This is a genomic window from Marinimicrobium locisalis (genome assembly GCF_039822625.1).
Lineage (GTDB): Bacteria > Pseudomonadota > Gammaproteobacteria > Pseudomonadales > Cellvibrionaceae > Marinimicrobium > Marinimicrobium locisalis.
The window spans coordinates 1-16684 of record NZ_JBDLLG010000027.1 but is presented as its reverse complement, the minus strand read 5'-3'; the positions used below and the strand labels follow the sequence as shown (position 1 = coordinate 16684).

Genomic DNA, 16684 nt, shown 5'->3' with positions numbered 1-16684 from the left:
TTCGTTGGTGGGTTGATTGGCGATGCTCGGAATGAAAGCGTGATCAGGGCGACCTTCGTGGGTGGCTCAGTGCTTTCCGAGGGCGGCAGCGTCGGAGGGCTGGTGGGGAGGCTGGCAAACAGCCGAGTTTCATCAAGTCTCGCTGCCGGTCGAGTTGAGGGGGTGAGGGCTGGCGGTCTAATAGGTTTCCGCCTGACGTCGTATGAAGTTGTAGAGTTCAGCTACTGGCTTCAAGACAGTTCTGGTCGCTTGGATAGCGATGGTGGTGTAGGTGCTCTGCTCTCGGAGCTGCAGTGCCCCCGGGTGGCAAATGAAAGAGACTGTGCTGGCCCAGTACTTTACGAAGGATGGGATCAAGTGCGGGGTGCAGAAGGTGATGCTTACTGGCATTTTGGTTATAGTCACCAACTACCGGGGCTAATACTTTCTGGACACATATACCGTGATAGTGACGGAGACGGCGCTTTGGACTTCGAAGATGATTTTCCCTCGAAGCCAGCGGCGTATATTGATACTGATGGAGATGGAGCCCCCGACAATTGGTCTGCTTTTTGTGACTCCGCTTGTCAGAGTGACGGTGGTCTCGTGCTGGATCAATTTCCAGATAATCCTGCTGCCGCTATTGATGTCGACTTGGACGGCTTGGTGGACGAATGGAATAGTGGCTGTGACCTGTCTTGTCAAGACCGCTCCGGTCTGACTTTGGACTCGAATCTAAGCGATGCCGATAATGATGGCGTGCTTGATAGCGAGCATCCGAATGCTAATGGGTTGATTAGCGTTGATAGTCTGTTTCAGCTCCATGCTATCCGTTATAGCTTGGATGGCGTGGGTCGTCGGATGAGTGCGGAAGGAGAGCTGGATACAACTGGTTGTCCCGCCGTTTTATACGAAGGAATCTTACAGCGTCGCTGCCACGGATACGAATTGACGTCTGACCTAGACTTTGACACCAATGGGGACGGTGTCCTGGATGAGCAGGACGAATACTGGAACGGCGGTTCTGGATGGGAAAGCATCGGTGATTCGGAAAATGGTTTCCAGGCAGATTTTGATGGCAATGGTTATGTAATTCGAAACCTAAATATCAACCGCTCAGAAGCCCCTTCTGGTTTGTATCAGGGACTATTTGGATACACCCAAGAAGCTCAAATTCAGAATCTTGGTCTCACCGGCTCACTGACGAGTATCTCGGGGCACAGTTATGTCGGTGCTTTAGTTGGTTACGCAGATGCTACGATCATTGATGGCGTTTTCAGCACAGGCCGTGTCCGAGGCAATAGTACAAACGTTGGTGGCTTGGTAGGCCGGATTACTGGAGGAGGTCAACTGCGTAACGCCTTTAGTACGGGGTCAGTTGCGAGTCAGAGCTCTAGAGTCGGCGGTTTGGTGGGGTTCCTTTACACTGGAGAGATTAAATCAAGCTATTCGACGGGTCACGTTGAAGGAGCGGGTGGTCTGCTAGGCGCAGAGTTTCAATATAGCCCTAGTGCGTCTGTCAAGACCAGCTATTGGACGACGGACACACCTGAGCTGTCTGAAAGTGGCGCTGGGGTTGAAGCGACGCTGGCAGAGCTGCAATGCCCAATTGCGGCCAGCGACACCTCATGTGCGGAAGTAATACTCTATGAGCAGTGGATTCAGGTTGAGAGTGCTGACGGGCATGCCTACTGGAATTTCGGGACCCATGAGCAACTGCCAGCTCTTGTTTTGGAAGGGAAGACCTACCACGACAGCGACGGTGATGGAGCTTTAGACGAAGATGATGCTTTCCCTAGGAACCCTTCTGCTACCGTTGATGCCGATGAAGACGGTCTTCCCGATGAATGGCGTTATGGCTGCGACAGCGATTGTCAGACTGCCTATGGCCTGACGTTGGACAAGCACCTTGATGATACTGACAATGACGGCGTGATCAACGACGAAGATGACTTCCCGCAGCTTGCCGAAGCCTCGGTTGACACAGACGGTGATGGAAACCCGGATGCTTGGAGTGAGAGCTGCGATACGACTTGTCAGTCAGGTTCCGGTCTAACCCTCGATATGGATAACGATGGCGACGGAATCGACAACGACGTCGATGCCTTCCCGTTGGTCGCGGCGGCGTCCAAGGATGAAGACGATGATGGCTTGGCTGATGCCTGGCTTGAGGGCTGCGACAGCGATTGTCAGACTGCTTCGGGCCTAATGTTGGATAAGCATCTCGATGACACTGACAACGATGGTGTGATCAATGACGAGGATGATTTCCCGCAGCTCGCCGAAGCTTCGGTTGACACCGACGGTGATGGAAACCCGGATGCTTGGAGCGAAAGCTGCGATGCGACTTGTCAGTCGACGTCTGTCCTCACCCTAGATAAGGATAAGGATGGGGATGGAGTCAACAACGACGCCGATGCCTTCCCGTTAATAGCGGCGGCGTCCATGGATGCCGACGAAGATGGACTGCCTGACGCCTGGCACGAAGGGTGTGGCACCACCTGCCAAGGTGACTCAGGCTTGGTACTCGATGAACATATTGATGACACTGACAACGACGGTGTGATTAATGACGACGATGACTTCCCGCAGCTTGCCGAGGCCTCGGTCGACACCGATGGTGATAGAAACCCGGATACTTGGAATGAGAGCTGCGACGTGACTTGTCAGTCGTCTTCAGCCCTCATTCTCGATACGGATAACGACGGCGATGGGGTCGACAACGATGCGGATGCCTTCCCGTTAATCGCGGCGGCGTCCAAGGATGCCGACGAAGACGGTCTCCCTGATGCGTGGCATGAAGGTTGTGATACAGACTGCGAAGAGAACTCAGGGCTGACGTTGGACGATCATCTCGACGACACCGACAATGACGGGGTGGTTAATGATGAAGACGATTTCCCGCAGCTGGCCGAAGCCTCGGTAGACACAGACGGTGATGGGAACCCGGATGCTTGGAACGGGAACTGTGATGCGACCTGTCAGTCCGAATCGGCTCTCACCCTCGATACGGATAACGACGGCGATGGCATCAACAATGACGCCGATGCCTTCCCATTAATTGCGGCGGCGTCCGTGGATGTCGACGAAGATGGGTTTCCTGATGCCTGGAATGAAGGGTGCGACAGTACCTGCGAGAGTGAGTCGGGTCTGACATTGGACGAGCGTCTTGATGACACTGACAACGACGGCGCGATCAATGGCGCCGATGATTTCCCGTTGATCGCGGCAGCCTCTTTGGATACCGACGAAGACGGCCTGCCCGACGCTTGGCACGATGGCTGTGCCACCTCTTGCCAGGACAGCTCCGGCCTGACCTTGGATGGGCATCCGAACGACACCGATAACGACGGTGCGGTGAATGAACAAGACACCTTCCCGGGCAATCCTGCCGCCTCGGTAGACGCCGACGAAGACGGTCTCCCTGATGCGTGGCATGAAGGCTGTGATATAGACTGCCAAGAGAGCTCAGGGCTGACGTTGGACGATCATCTCGACGACACCGACAATGACGGGGTGGTTAATGATAAAGACGATTTCCCGCAGCTGGCCGAAGCCTCGGTAGACACAGACGGTGATGGGAACCCGGATGCTTGGAACGGGAACTGTGATGCGACCTGTCAGTCCGAATCGGCTCTCACCCTCGATACGGATAACGACGGCGATGGCATCAACAACGACGCCGATGCCTTCCCATTAATTGCGGCGGCGTCCGTGGATGTCGACGAAGACGGCCTGCCCGACGCTTGGCGCGATGGCTGTGACACCTCTTGTCAGGACAGTTCCGGCCTGACCTTGGATGGGCACCCGAACGACACCGATAACGACGGTGCGGTGAATGAACAAGACGCCTTCCCGGCCAATCCTGCTGCCTCAGTGGACGCGGACGAAGACAGCCTCCCTGACGCGTGGCATGAAGGCTGCGATACTAGCTGCCAAGAGGGCTCCGGGCTGACGCTGGACGAGCATCCAAACGACACCGACAACGATGGCTTCGTCAACTCCGAGGATGCTTACCCCAACAATCCCGCTCTCTGGGAAGACGACCAAGCGCCTGAAATGGTTGAAGTTCCCGAGTCCATCAAGGTTGCCGCCACCGGCGAAACCACCCGGGTCACCCTGCGTGTCCAAGACGCGCTGGGCTACGACAACTTCGACTCCCAAGTGAATTACGAAGTGAGCTTGGCCGACGAAGCCTTGACCATGGATGCCGATAACCGGGTTGAGCTGCCTTCCGGGGCTTTGACTCTGCAATGGCGCGCCGTGGACGATGCCGGCAACCGCTCCGAGCCCATGGAACAAGCCGTCAATGTCTATCCGCTGGTCCGTTTCGGTCAGGCCGAGAGCACCACTGGTGAAAATAAGCAAGCTCGGATTGCCGTTACCCTGTCCGGCCCCTCACCGGAATACCCGATCGAAGTCAGCGCCGCCTGGATCGAAAACGACAGCACGGCGAACCTGAATGATCTGGTCACCGACGGTGAGCAAGGCGTCGATCCCAACGAGCTGACCGTGGTCATTGAATTCGGCGAGGCGCTTGAAGAAGAAGCAGCGTTGATCATCCCGGTCGCCCGTGACGACGAGTTCGAAATCGAGGAAACGCTAAGGCTGGAAATTCAAAGCGCCCGTGCCGGCGAAAGCGATGCGTTCGAAATGCCAGTAGATGAAGAGCGCCGCCTCCATACGTTGACGCTCACCGACGAAAACCTCGCTCCGTCCCTCACTCTGAGAGTGCTTCAGGACGGCCAGCCGGTCGAAGTGGTCGACCCGGAAGCCGGCCAAGTGACCATTGAGGCCGAAGTGGACGATCCCAATGGTGGTGACGAGCATACCCTTGAGTGGCAAACCGGCAGTCTGCCGGTCGCGCCCGGCGGTGCGGCTCGGTTCCGCTTCGATCCGGCCGACCTCGATGAAGGCGACTACCAGGTAAGCGCCACCGCGTTTGATAACGGCAACCCGGTACTGTCATCCGGGGAAGTGACCCTCGAGTGGTCCGTGGAAGCAGCCACCTCGGAAGAAGAGGAAACGTCGGAGGAGGAAACTGAAGAGGAAACCAACGAAGGTAATTCCGGCGGCGACAACAATAGCAACGGAGGCGACGAAGAATCCTCCGGCGGCGGCTCAGGTGGCGGTGGTCAAGTATCACTGTGGCTACTGATGGCACTGCTCCTGATGGGCCTCTCGCGTCAGCGAGCGGTCCGCCGGAAGTGATAAGCGTAGCGATGTTGGCAGGCTGTTAATGAAAACAGTCTGCCATCCGCAGCCAGAAGCACTGGGAATACTGATCGCCAAAGCCAGGCGAGAAAGGATATAAGGTCGTGATGTTCAACCGCTTGTTAGCCTCTAGAAAACGCCCCTGCTTTAAGCAGCCTCGCCAATGGGACACGCTGAACCTGGATCTCTCGGGTTGCGAGTTCAGTATCACGCTGCCGCCCCAGGACTATGAGTTTCCCGAAGAAAAATATGGTAAGCAATTCAACCTATTTGATGCCGATTTCTACTATTACAGCGAAAAGCCGGACAGAAATGGCTACCCTCCTACCTTCAAGGGCGTTAGTGACGCTGGGGTGTTGAATCGAAATTGGTATACCTACGGGCCGATATGGCGGTCTCAGCACCTGGGAACATTGCAGTGCAGTGCAGTCGTTTGCGATATATCGCGAATGGCAACGGAATTCAATAGCTTTAATCCAGAGCAGTTTGAGCGCTTGTTAATGCATGGCTTGTATTACACTTTCGGTCCTGGGGGCGGACTAAACGAATACACCACGCCAGTTAACTGGGAGGTTAAGACAATTCATGGTGTAGATTGGGCGTACTACGAGTCTTGGAGCCGAAAAGCGGAGTGGGAACCGGCTAGGACAGCTATTAATGATGCTTCTCTCTTTACTGCTTGGCTGGCAACTCCCCTATTCAAAGACAAGTATCTGCTGCTTAGCTTTTTCTCCATCGGATCCGTTCCTGCCGAGCCCAGCAACGCTCTGATGTTTAGTCGCATTAACGCCATTATCCCGAGCCTAAAACTGAAGCTGTCCCCGGAGAGTACTCAACAGAAAGCAAGCGCGCGACAGCGGAATCCTGGGGCGCGGTACAGTACTCAACGCGATCCCGAGAACTGGCGCTACTACGGCAGCTACCGCCAAGGGGATTTCATGGCAGACGAGGATCCACTGGTATTCGAGGGGGAGTGCTCGCCGCCTCCAAAACTGTACTGATGCACTGATGAAGTGGCTGGTAATCAAATAACAAGTGCGAACGGTCCTCCTCACCAACAAACAAAACGGGTATCGAGCCGGAAATCCCTTGTCGCCTATTTCCCAGCTATATCTGAGATGTGAGTCACAAAAAATATCTTGACAAGTATGGCTATGTCGGTTGAATGTCGTTTAGAATTAGCAATTAGTTTCGGAGTCGAAAAGGAATGGATATGGACATAATCTACCCTTATCAACATAGACAGCCACACTCTCCAGGCAGAGCCTCTGCGGAGCCAGGTAAATTGGCGGGAACCAATGCTGCTTCTCCGTCACCGTCTATCTTTGTCCTTTCCCTCCCAATCCCGGTAAGCTCAAGGGCTTAACAACGACGCCGTAAACCGGAAGGATGTAATATCGCGATGTTCAACCGCTTGTTCGCCTCTAGAAAACGTCCCTGCTTTAAGCAGCCTCGCCAATGGGACACACTGAACCTGGATCTCTCGGGTTGCGAGTTTAGTATCACGCTGCCGCCCCAGGACTATGAGTTTCCCGAAGAAAAATATGGTAAGCAATTCAATCTATTTCAGGCTAACCTTTACCGCTACAGCGAAAAGCCAGACCGAAATGGCTACCCTCCAACCTTTAAGGGTGTCAGCGACTCCGGTATTCTGAAGCGGAAATGGCAAACCTATGGGTCAATTTGGCGATCTCGCCATCTGGGAACATTGCAATGTAGTGCGGTGGTTTGCGACATTTCGCGCATGGAAACGAATTTTGACTGCTTTAACCCAGAACAGCTAGAGCGCCTATTGCTACATAGTTTGTATTATAGTCGTGGCCCGGGTTTTGGTCTCAATGAACATACCACCCCGGTGAACTGGCAAATAAAAACGCTCCATGACGTGGACTGGGTGTACTACGAATCTTGGAGCCGAAAAGCGGACTGGGAGCCCACTAATACACCGTTCAATGACGAGTCTCGCTTTACGGCTTGGCTGGCAACCCCTCTTTTCAAAGACAAGTACCTGTTGGTTAGCTTTTCCTCTATCGGATCCCTTCCTGCCGAGCCCAGCAACGCTCTGATGTTTAGCCGCATTAACGCCATTATCCCGAGCCTAAAACTGAAGCTGTCCCCGGAGAGTACTCAACAGAAAGCAAGCGCGCGACAGCGGAATCCTGGGGCGCGGTACAGTACTCAACGCGATCCCGAGAACTGGCGCTACTACGGCAGCTACCGCCAAGGGGATTTTATGGCAGGCGAGGACTCATTGGTATTCGAGGGGGAGTGTTCGCCCCCTCCCAAATTATACTGATTCACAACTGAAGCAATCCTATTGCAAAGGAAAAAAGGAGTATGCGATGAAGAACTACGCGGGCTATACCCAGGTCTACGCTGGCTTCCAGGGGGCAGGGCGAACGGTCTACGTCAAGAACGAAATGGTGGATATCGTTCAACAGGCCCTGAAGGACTACCGGAAAAGCTACCACCTGACGACCATTTTCCGTCAGGTCGTCGGGCTAAATGCTAATCCCCTGCAAGGAAAAAGCCTCAACCCCGCCGGCGATGCGCGCACGATCGCTTCTGGAAATGTGACACTCAAGTACTATATGTTTAATGGTGTGGTGCTTATTCAGCTTCTGGCAATCGGCCATGGTAATGATGATCGGAGGGTGGGACTTTACAGCGTCGCCTACGATCCTGATGACAAAGCATGGCTTCCCTCCAAAAGTTCTGTGGACTCCTTGAACGGTGATCACCAGTGGAGAAGCGAGGGGGGAACCGCCCACTATGCGGCCGTTTCGGGCCGTTTTGACAACCTCGATGATGCCAGCGACCGGTTGGTTGAGCATGTGGTCGGCGGCTATAGCAAGGCTAAATACCTTATTCCTCACGATGCGGAGGGCCCCTACTCCGTGTTCTGGGTAGAAAAAGGCCAGCACAAAAAGCCCGAAGCCGCCCAGCAGCTGGCTTCTGTAATCCAGCACGGCACGCAGAATAAACTACCGGTGAACTGGCTTGTGCATGGTGAAGGGGCTCACACCTTCAAAAATATGTCCAAACTGCTAAAGGCCACGGCTCAAGCCGAAAACCAAAACGTGTACTTTTCCAACCCCAGTATTGATTCAGAGAATCAGCTTAAGCAACTCTGTGCCGATGCAGGCATGAACTTTGTCGGCCTGAACACCAGCTATCGCGACCTGCGTCGGTGGAGCACTCTCAAGAACGTGGGCGCTGAAATCGGAAAAGCGGCCGCCATCGGGCTAGGTTCCAGTGGCACAGTGTCGGCCGCGGATGGCCTTCGCCCCCTGGGGGGAGGTGGAGCCACCAAGATTGTAGAAAATGGAGTTGATGCGCTGCTCAGTGGCAATCATTTCGCGACGCTATCGTGTTTAGTAGCTACCGGCGTTATTGTGGCGGGTATGGTCAAAAAGTCCAAAACTATTGGTGCCGGAATCAGCTGTACGTTTGGCAAGGGTAATCAACGGTGGTACGTAAGTGATAAAGACCTGCTTCAATCTTGATTAACTGAAGGGGCTTCTTCTATCCAATCGTTGCCGTTCGACTCACCTGAACGAGGGGTTCTGTATGCGTGCTTTTGGAGTCATGAGCCAATGAGCTGTACAAAAGCGCTATTGGCTCTGATTCCGCTTACCCTGATCGCTTGCCAGGCTCAAGGGGTGACCTATAGGGAGGCTACAGAGAGTTATTGCGATCTTTATGATCCTGCGGCGTGGTCCGAGGTTGATAATCAAGATAGTCTTCAGGAGGTTTACGGATATATTGCTTCAAAATCGATGGATATTGAGAATGATCAGTTCCGGTCCGACTTGAAGTCTATGGAGGTCGAGAGCTTTTCAGGGTTCCATAAGGCCATACATAGAACGTTCGAATCCCGGTTGGGACGGAGCTGGCAGTGCGATAGCTTCGAAGACTTTTTCTTTCCAAAACAGAAGGTCGTAGAGCTTCTATTGGGTAAGGAGGCCGAGAAACATATTAACCCTTCCGCCCCCAATACATTGGTTCTTACCCTCTCTGCTAGTGGGGACGTCCTCATCGATAATAAACCGCTTTCGGATACGTCGCTTGAGACGATATCTAAAGCGATTGATATATCCCTCCCGAGGAAGGGCGACTCAGTCGCCCAGGTGTACCTCTACTTGGAAGAAGGCGTGGATGCTGGAAACCTTTTCGACATTATTACGCTGTTGAAGAATAAGAATGTGGAATCCGTGGGCCTTATCGGACACTCAAAGAGCTAGGGCAAACCGGGTTCGGCGCTGGCCGTTGGGGAGATTGTTGATCCAGCCTCCCATAACCATCGGAGCACGAGGATGGGAGCATGACCCAAGTAGGAGAAGACATCGCCCCTGGCAGCGGCAAGGGCCTAACTCCTACATCGGGGAATTCGGGCTTAAAAATAGCCAAAGATCTTGACATAACACCTCTCGGTAGTGGCAAGAGCGCCGGGTTGCGTCCCTCTGAAGTCGTCGGCAATCATTTGCACTCCGACGTAACAGCGCAAAGCGCATTGAAAACCGGGCTATTTGGTTTATCGACGGCCAGCGCCGCCTTTGGTGTTCTCGGGTTTGGGCTTTCCACTGCTGGCGCGGTCGGCCTGGGAGGCGCCATGTATTATGTCAGTACCACAGTGCAGTCTGGCGCCAAAAAGCTCAAAGGCAAAAAGTACAAATAAAGGGGTCGGCCAATGATGAATGTTCGTCTAAAGCTGCGCGAGCCAAAGCAATTAGTGGTGCCCAAGGGCCCCAGCTTTCGCTGGGCGCGAACAATCTCTAGCGATCTGGATGGTACGCTTATCAGCTTTAAAGCACCGCGGCATAGTCCGCGCCGCGCCAATCATTTACCCACCTTCCCTCAACGTCGCTACCGGTCAGGCTCTCAGTCTGGTGGTTCCATGCCCTTTCGCAGTATGTATAACGAACAAAAAGCCGAAAAGGGGGTCAAAGATCACTTTGATAAGTTGGAGTTTTTTTACCACGCGTGGGCCTTTAATGGCCCTTGGTTCTCCGGCACAGTAGCAGAGCTGGGCATGTCCTTTGATTTCATCAAAGCGATAAACTTCCCCAAATCCATGTCACTGTTCCATCCGCGTGCCATGGAGCAGGTTATCGGCGAAAATCTAACCTTTATGTATTCGTACCACTTGGACTCTACGCGGGACTATGTCCAGGAATTTGATGCGCCGGTTAATTGGCAACCACTGCATCATTTACCGGTTAATGCCGTGAGAATGGAAGCAGTTCCCAGGAATTTTTCCGCTCATAAAACCAGAAATCAACTTGTATTTTTCCCTATCAGCGACAACGTGATGGCTAAACTCTTTTTCCGCCCGAGCCGAATCCTAGGCCTGCCCCGCTCTGAGCTGGACAAGCGTGTCAGCGTGGCCCCTATGTATGAGCTGATGGATAATATTATCAACAGCATCCAACTGGAGCTCTCACCCGAAGCCAGAGCCCAACAAGCCCGCGCTCTTGATGGACTGGAAAATACCGAGCTGGTGAAGGACTATCCGTTATTGAAATGGGACAATGCCACATGGGAAGTCGAGCAGAAATACCTGAACAGCGGCGCGGCTTGATAGAGTTCAGCCTGGCAGCGCTGTTCCGCAACATTGTCTGTGATCTCAATAAAAACGAGCGAGTACCAAATGGAGAACGTCGCCCCATGGTGATTGGTGAACGGCTGTTGGTTGGGCAACGTGTGGCGGGCAGCGTCCATCATAAATTTAAGCGCTAAGGAGGGTCCACGTTAGCAAAATACTGGGCGAACGCCACCCCTTTTGCGTGCTCGCAGTGAAAGAGGGGGCGGAAAATACGACAAAGGAGAGCTTTAAACGCCACCTTGTAAAAAGTGAAGGATAATGCGCCAAATTCCAACTGGTTCACACTTTAGGGACTCAAATTGTGGCACAATCCAGCGCTGATGCTAATACCACCACACCACTGACACGGAACACAAGGAGTGCACGTCATGCCCCTCCCCATGCTGCGCCAGCTCACCCTGGCCTCACTGGTTGCTTTCGGACTGGCCGCCTGCGGCGGTAGCGATAGCAATCCTCGCCAGATTCCCAACAGCTCCAGCGCCGGACAGTCCTCCAGTGCCTCGGTGGACGAAAAGCCCCAGCAGTTCTCCTTTGAGGCCCAATCCGACGTTGAGCGTGGCGCCACCGTCACCAGCAACACCATTACGGTCAGCGACATCAACACAGACACCTCTGTCAGCGTTTCCGGCGGTGCCTACGCCGTGAACGGCGGCCGCTACACCGAGGCCCAAGGCTCCGTGGAAGACGGCGACAAGGTCACCGTCCAGCTCACCGCCCCGGAGAGCTTCAGCGCCGAGGCCTCGGCCACCCTGACCATTGGGGGCGTGAGTGACACCTTTACGGTGACCACGGAGGAGGAAGACGCTACGCCCGAGTCATTCAGCTTCGCCCCTCAAGCGGAAACCGAAGTTGGCGCGGAAAACGTTGCCAGCAACAGTGTCACCGTAAGCGGAATCAATACCCAACTGCCGGTGCGGGTAGTCGGAGGTGAGTACCAAATCAATGACCAAGCCTTCACCTCGGCCGACGGGGAGGTAGCGGCCGGTGACCAGTTGATCTTGAGAGGCAACGCGCCTGAAACTCCCGAGAGCACCCATGAAGTGGTGGTGCATGTCGGTGAAATGGCCGAGACCTTTGCCATTACTACCGTAGCGGATGAGGAACCGCCAACGGTTGAAGTGATTTTCCCCACCCCGACTACTGCTACCGAGGGCGATGCGATTGCTATTCGTGGGGTAGCGAGTGACGAGATCAGCTCAGTCAAATCGGTAACCCTGAGCGCTACTCAGGGCGATGGCAGCACTGTTACGGGGCTTGTCGCTAAGACTGACAATGATTTTGAACAATGGACTGCTGAGGTGAGTCTGTCTTCTGGCGAGAACATAATTTCTATTACCGCAGAAGATGAGCATGGCAATATGACCGAAGAGGCGGTGACGCTTTCGGTGACCCGCCAACTGTTTACGGATGCGTTTCCAGCGAATCAGCCATTTACTCCTTTGGACGACTCTCACGATTTAGTTCTAGATGAGAATCGAGAGTCCGTTTATGTAGCTAATCGTGCGGGGCGCAATGTGGTAGAAATTGACTTAAATACAGCTAAGTCTAGTGTGCTTGTGAACGATCTAGGTGCATTCAGGTCATTGGCTTTGGATAAAGACAATGATCAATTGATAATGGCGGTTAGTTTTACTTCCGGGGATACAGACTATCGTGACGGAGTGTTTGGTTATAGCTTTGAAAGTGGTTCGGTAGAAATGATCACCACTGATCTTTACCCTGAGGAAGGCGCGACAAGTATTAGTAATATATCTGCGATAACGATTAATCTGAGCGATGGCGATGAAGCATTCCTGGTGGAGTCAAGTAGTCCCAATGTTGTCAGCAAACTTGACTTGCGAACTGGGTACAGGTCCTATGTCTCAAGCAATGAAGAGCTTGGAGGCCGATTGAGGCTCTCTGCGTCCTTGCTAGTGGATATCCCTGGAAACCGAATTTGGGCCCCAGAACCCGCAGGGATTTACCATATAGATCTTAAAACAGGCGAGCGCACGCCATTTATGATTGAGGGAGCTCCAGAGGGTACCCCCCGACTTTGGATTTTCGAAATGACAACGGATGATATCGGCGACCGTATTTTCGTCAGCGATGACTTTTCGCGGGAAATTTGGTCGATTGACGTCAATGACAAATCTCGCACGGTAATTTCGGGGGAGGCGGTTCGCGGGAATATTAATCCTTTGAATACAATGCTGGGGTTGGATGTGACCGAGGACGGGCAGTTAATGTTCGGGGTAGGGTTCGACTCCACGGCCGTTTGGGTTATAGACGTCCAAACGGGCGAGCGTGTCATACTCGCCAAGCCAGAAGGCGACCTGCCCAACTAGATTGTTCTAACTCAGTAAAAAACATACTGTTAACGGCCCGCCGCACAGACGGCGGGCCATGCAAGGAGGTAGCATGACCCGCCGAACCTATTCCTCTCGTAACGCCTTTCCTTCTATCGCTTTTCGCAAGCGCCTTTTGCCCGCCATTGTGGCGGCTGGACATATGATGACGGTACCTGCCGCTTTGGCGGGGCCGGAAGGCGGTAACGTCGTGGCCGGTTCCGGCGCCATCACCAAGAGCGATAAGCAGACCACGATTACTCAGCGCTCGGACCGCTTGATTGCCGAGTGGGACAGCTTCGATCTGGCCTCTGATGAGGTGGTTACCTACTTGCAGCCAGGGCGTGATGCGGTTGCGTTGAACCGAATACTGTCACAGTCGGCCTCCAACATCCGAGGCCGCATTAACGCCAATGGTCATGTGGTGCTGATTAATCCGCGCGGTGTCGTGTTTGGTGAAAGTGCCCAGGTAAATGTGGACGGAATCATAGCCAGTGGTTTGGATATTGCCAATGAAGATTTTCTGAGTGGCGACCTTGTCTTCTCCGAAGTAGCCAATACCGAGGGGAAAGTAATTAACCAGGGGATGATTACGGCGGCTACCGGTGGCAATGTCGTACTACAGGGTAAAAGTGTCAAAAACGAGGGCTTGATTTCCGCCCACATGGGGTCTGTCAGTCTTGCCAGTGGTCTCGAAACCGTCGTCACCTTTGATGAGGCCGGTCTTATGGGCGTGCGCGTAGCGCGGTCCCAACTTCAGGGAGAAGGCAACGAAGACGCTTTGGTCAATGCGGGCTCCATCACCGCTGAGGGCGGTAGGGTGTTGCTGACTGCGAGCACCAGCCGCGACATATTCTCCCAAGCCGTCAATACGGGAGAGTTGGCCGATGCCAAAAGCGTACTCATGCACGAGGACGGCAGCTTTACACTCGGTGCGGGCGGTAATGTCAGCAACACGGGCACCATCTCGGTCTCTAGTGGCGATGTAGGCGCGGGTCAAGTCGCACTGATTGGCGAGAACGTCAACCACACCGGTGAAATCGCTGCCAACGCAACGAATCATGGGGCAGCCGGGACCATTGAACTGCACTCGCGGAATACTACCTTACTAGAAGGTAGCTCCGTAACCGAAAGTCGCCATGAATCCGGAATTGGGGGAGAGGTCTACGCCTTGGGAGATCGTGTTGGCGTAGCCGATAGCAGTCGTGTTGACGTTTCGGGGACAACCGGTGGTGGAACAATTCTGGTTGGCGGCGACTATAAAGGTGACAATCAGCTGGTACGTAATAGTCAACGCACGTTTGTTGGACGAGATGCCGTACTGAACGCAGATGCGACTGCCAAGGGAGATGGTGGTGAAGTAATCGTCTGGTCAGACGAGGCTACCCGATTCTATGGGAGTCTGACCGCCAAGGGGGCCGGGCAGACAGGACGCGGGGGGTTTGCGGAGGTTTCGGGCAAAGACCAGTTATTGTTTCGGGGCGATGCTAACCTAAGTGGAACGGCAGCATCCGGCACGCTATTGTTGGATCCGCAAGACATCACTATATCAATAGGGGGTAGCGAGGTCGATTTGGATAGCCAACAGATCACTTTCGATTTGCTTCCTTCTGACAATATTACCATTAATAACTTTGATATCCAGGATCACTTGAATCAAAGTGGAAATCTTGTTCTTAACGCTTACAGGGATATAGTAATTGATGCGAATATTGAAACTAATCAAGATAGCACTAGTTCCCTGACGCTCCGTGCGGGGGATGATATCGTTGTAGGCAATGATCGACAAATGCGTATAGGGAAGGGGAACCTGTCCTTTTACTCTGGATCTATCGCTGCACATGACTATTGTAAAGAAAGCACCTATTCTTGTGCTGAGGGGTCCCAGAGCGATACAGATCAAATCGGCGGCAGAAGCATATTGATCAAAGGATCAATCGATACCGAAGGAGAAATACTGTTTAAATCTGGCGGTCAAATTAAAGTCGATGGCAGTATTGGTCAAACACTAAGCCCTTCATCTGTCGAGTTTCTCTCAACATACCAAACCACCGTTAATGGTGCAGTGACTCTTTCAGCCCTTGACGAGTCTATCGTAGGTGATAATGAGCGGGGGCTTGTCATTTCTGCCGGGGACGACTCTTTGGCAGGAGGCGATGATGCTGTAGGGATTATTACTGGCGATAATGTTGACGATCTTTCTCCTGAAGCCGTTGTTAACAGCACAATTCTCACCCAAGGCCGATTTGCCGACATCGACACTCCCGGTGCTGTTCTGGTACGTGGGAGTATCAGTACCGCAGGCGGCGACTTTCTCATTGGAGATTCTGATGATCGCGTAGGCAGTTTTACCTCCTATTTCGAAAATGAAACAGACCCGGCTGCTTCGACATGGGGAACAGTTTCGACGGGGGGAGGAGCGGAGTCTGAAAGCCGAAATGCCGGCAAGATTAGGATCTACGCTAGCGGAGACGTAGACCTCGGCGAACTCAGCATCGAGCAGGACTACGTCGCTCTCAACAATAACGGCGGCTCTGAATCCATCGGTAGTGTCGAGGTTTTTTCAAGCGGAAGTATCACGCTGTACCGAGAGTTTAACTTTAATAACTCGGGACCGTTTACTTGGGACGGTCAAGGCGGCGAGGTGGAGGTAGTCGAAGACGGGGAAACGGTAACCAAACGTCTACCTCAGCCTCACCTGACCTTCGATGCCGATAGCGACATTAACCTGCGGGGGCGTATTTACGACCAGTACGCTGATGCGAGGGAAAGCCTGAACGTCACTTTCAATTCATCCAGTGGCGCCGTCAACTTGTACGCAAACGTCTTTACCGGTGGCGGGAATATTTCAATCGATGCCGACACTGTGGACTTTCGTCCGGCGGACGCCACCTCTACGGCCAGGTTGGACACGCAACACGCCAACCTTGAGGCTACAAACGACAGTGACGAACCGATCGAGCAACTAGGGGACGAGTGGAGTAATTATCTTAATAACTTGAGCGACGGAGAGGCCCGCCATCTCCGCCCCTCCGATGGTGGCGACGTTACCATTACAGCGGGCACTAGTGTTGAGCTTGGGTCTGTTGTCACGATTGCTGACTGTGAGCATTTTACCGCAGAGACTTGTGGTGGGGTGACCATTCAGGGGCGCGACCTCTCACCTGACCTCGACCCCTGGGAACCGTCAACGGTTACGGTTAGCCAGGAAGAGGGCTCCACCCTCCGTTTCGGCGGTACAACCACTGCTAATATCGGCGGCGGAGATTTGACGCTGGACGGCAGCGACAATACCTTCCTTGGCGCCATTGATTTGAAGTCAGCAAAAACTGCGACGGTGCATTCTGCCGGTGACGTCATTTTTAAGAACGGCAACGAACTGGCGGTTGATAGCCTGGACGTTCAGCTACTAGGTGGCGGCGATGGCACCCTAACACTTCAAGACGGCACCAACAGTTGGACAGTGTCCGGAGCGGACTCGGGGTCAATTACCACTGGCAGCATCCAGAACGTTGTGGGTGAGGATCCACGCTTTACCTTCTCCGGCTTCACAGACCTG

At 53.6% G+C, this 16684-nt stretch carries 9 protein-coding genes; all 9 read left to right on the top strand.

Annotation, left to right across the window (positions count from 1 at the left end; translation table 11 throughout):
* The first annotated feature begins 585 nt into the window (after positions 1-585).
* Positions 586-5190 (top strand): GLUG motif-containing protein, encoded by a 4605-nt coding sequence (locus AAE514_RS15915; RefSeq protein WP_347332545.1) that lies wholly within the window; start codon positions 586-588, stop codon positions 5188-5190.
* Between the two features lie 107 nt (positions 5191-5297).
* Positions 5298-6194 carry a hypothetical protein gene (locus tag AAE514_RS15910; RefSeq protein WP_347332544.1) on the top strand — a complete coding sequence of 299 codons (897 nt, stop codon included), beginning with the start codon at positions 5298-5300 and terminating at the stop codon, positions 6192-6194.
* A 401-nt stretch (positions 6195-6595) separates the two neighbouring features.
* Positions 6596-7489, top strand: a complete 894-nt coding sequence (locus AAE514_RS15905; protein WP_347332543.1) for a hypothetical protein — start codon at positions 6596-6598, stop codon at positions 7487-7489.
* Between the two features lie 46 nt (positions 7490-7535).
* The gene (locus tag AAE514_RS15900; protein ID WP_347332542.1) at positions 7536-8699 is read left to right on the top strand and encodes a hypothetical protein; all 1164 of its coding nucleotides are present in this window, start codon (positions 7536-7538) and stop codon (positions 8697-8699) included.
* A 90-nt stretch (positions 8700-8789) separates the two neighbouring features.
* Positions 8790-9437, top strand: coding sequence for a hypothetical protein (locus tag AAE514_RS15895; RefSeq protein ID WP_347332541.1), 648 nt, complete (start codon positions 8790-8792; stop codon positions 9435-9437).
* An 80-nt stretch (positions 9438-9517) separates the two neighbouring features.
* A complete protein-coding gene (locus AAE514_RS15890; RefSeq protein ID WP_347332540.1) occupies positions 9518-9871 on the top strand; it encodes a hypothetical protein in 354 nt (117 codons plus the stop codon).
* 12 nt (positions 9872-9883) lie between these two features.
* A complete protein-coding gene (locus AAE514_RS15885) occupies positions 9884-10774 on the top strand; it encodes a hypothetical protein (protein ID WP_347332539.1) in 891 nt (296 codons plus the stop codon).
* 392 nt (positions 10775-11166) lie between these two features.
* Positions 11167-13125, top strand: coding sequence for a hypothetical protein (locus tag AAE514_RS15880; protein WP_347332538.1), 1959 nt, complete (start codon positions 11167-11169; stop codon positions 13123-13125).
* 73 nt (positions 13126-13198) lie between these two features.
* A partial coding sequence (locus tag AAE514_RS15875; protein ID WP_347332537.1) for a two-partner secretion domain-containing protein occupies positions 13199-16684 on the top strand: 3486 nt, incomplete at its 3' end.

Bases quoted from the DNA above. Each gene is read 5' to 3' on its own strand.
- AAE514_RS15905 (WP_347332543.1), top strand. From the start codon at position 6,596: ATGTTCAACCGCTTGTTCGCCTCTAGAAAACGTCCCTGCTTTAAGCAG.
- AAE514_RS15900 (WP_347332542.1), top strand. From the start codon at position 7,536: ATGAAGAACTACGCGGGCTATACCCAGGTCTACGCTGGCTTCCAGGGG.
- AAE514_RS15895 (WP_347332541.1), top strand. From the start codon at position 8,790: ATGAGCTGTACAAAAGCGCTATTGGCTCTGATTCCGCTTACCCTGATC.
- AAE514_RS15890 (WP_347332540.1), top strand. From the start codon at position 9,518: ATGACCCAAGTAGGAGAAGACATCGCCCCTGGCAGCGGCAAGGGCCTA.
- AAE514_RS15885 (WP_347332539.1), top strand. From the start codon at position 9,884: ATGATGAATGTTCGTCTAAAGCTGCGCGAGCCAAAGCAATTAGTGGTG.
- AAE514_RS15880 (WP_347332538.1), top strand. From the start codon at position 11,167: ATGCCCCTCCCCATGCTGCGCCAGCTCACCCTGGCCTCACTGGTTGCT.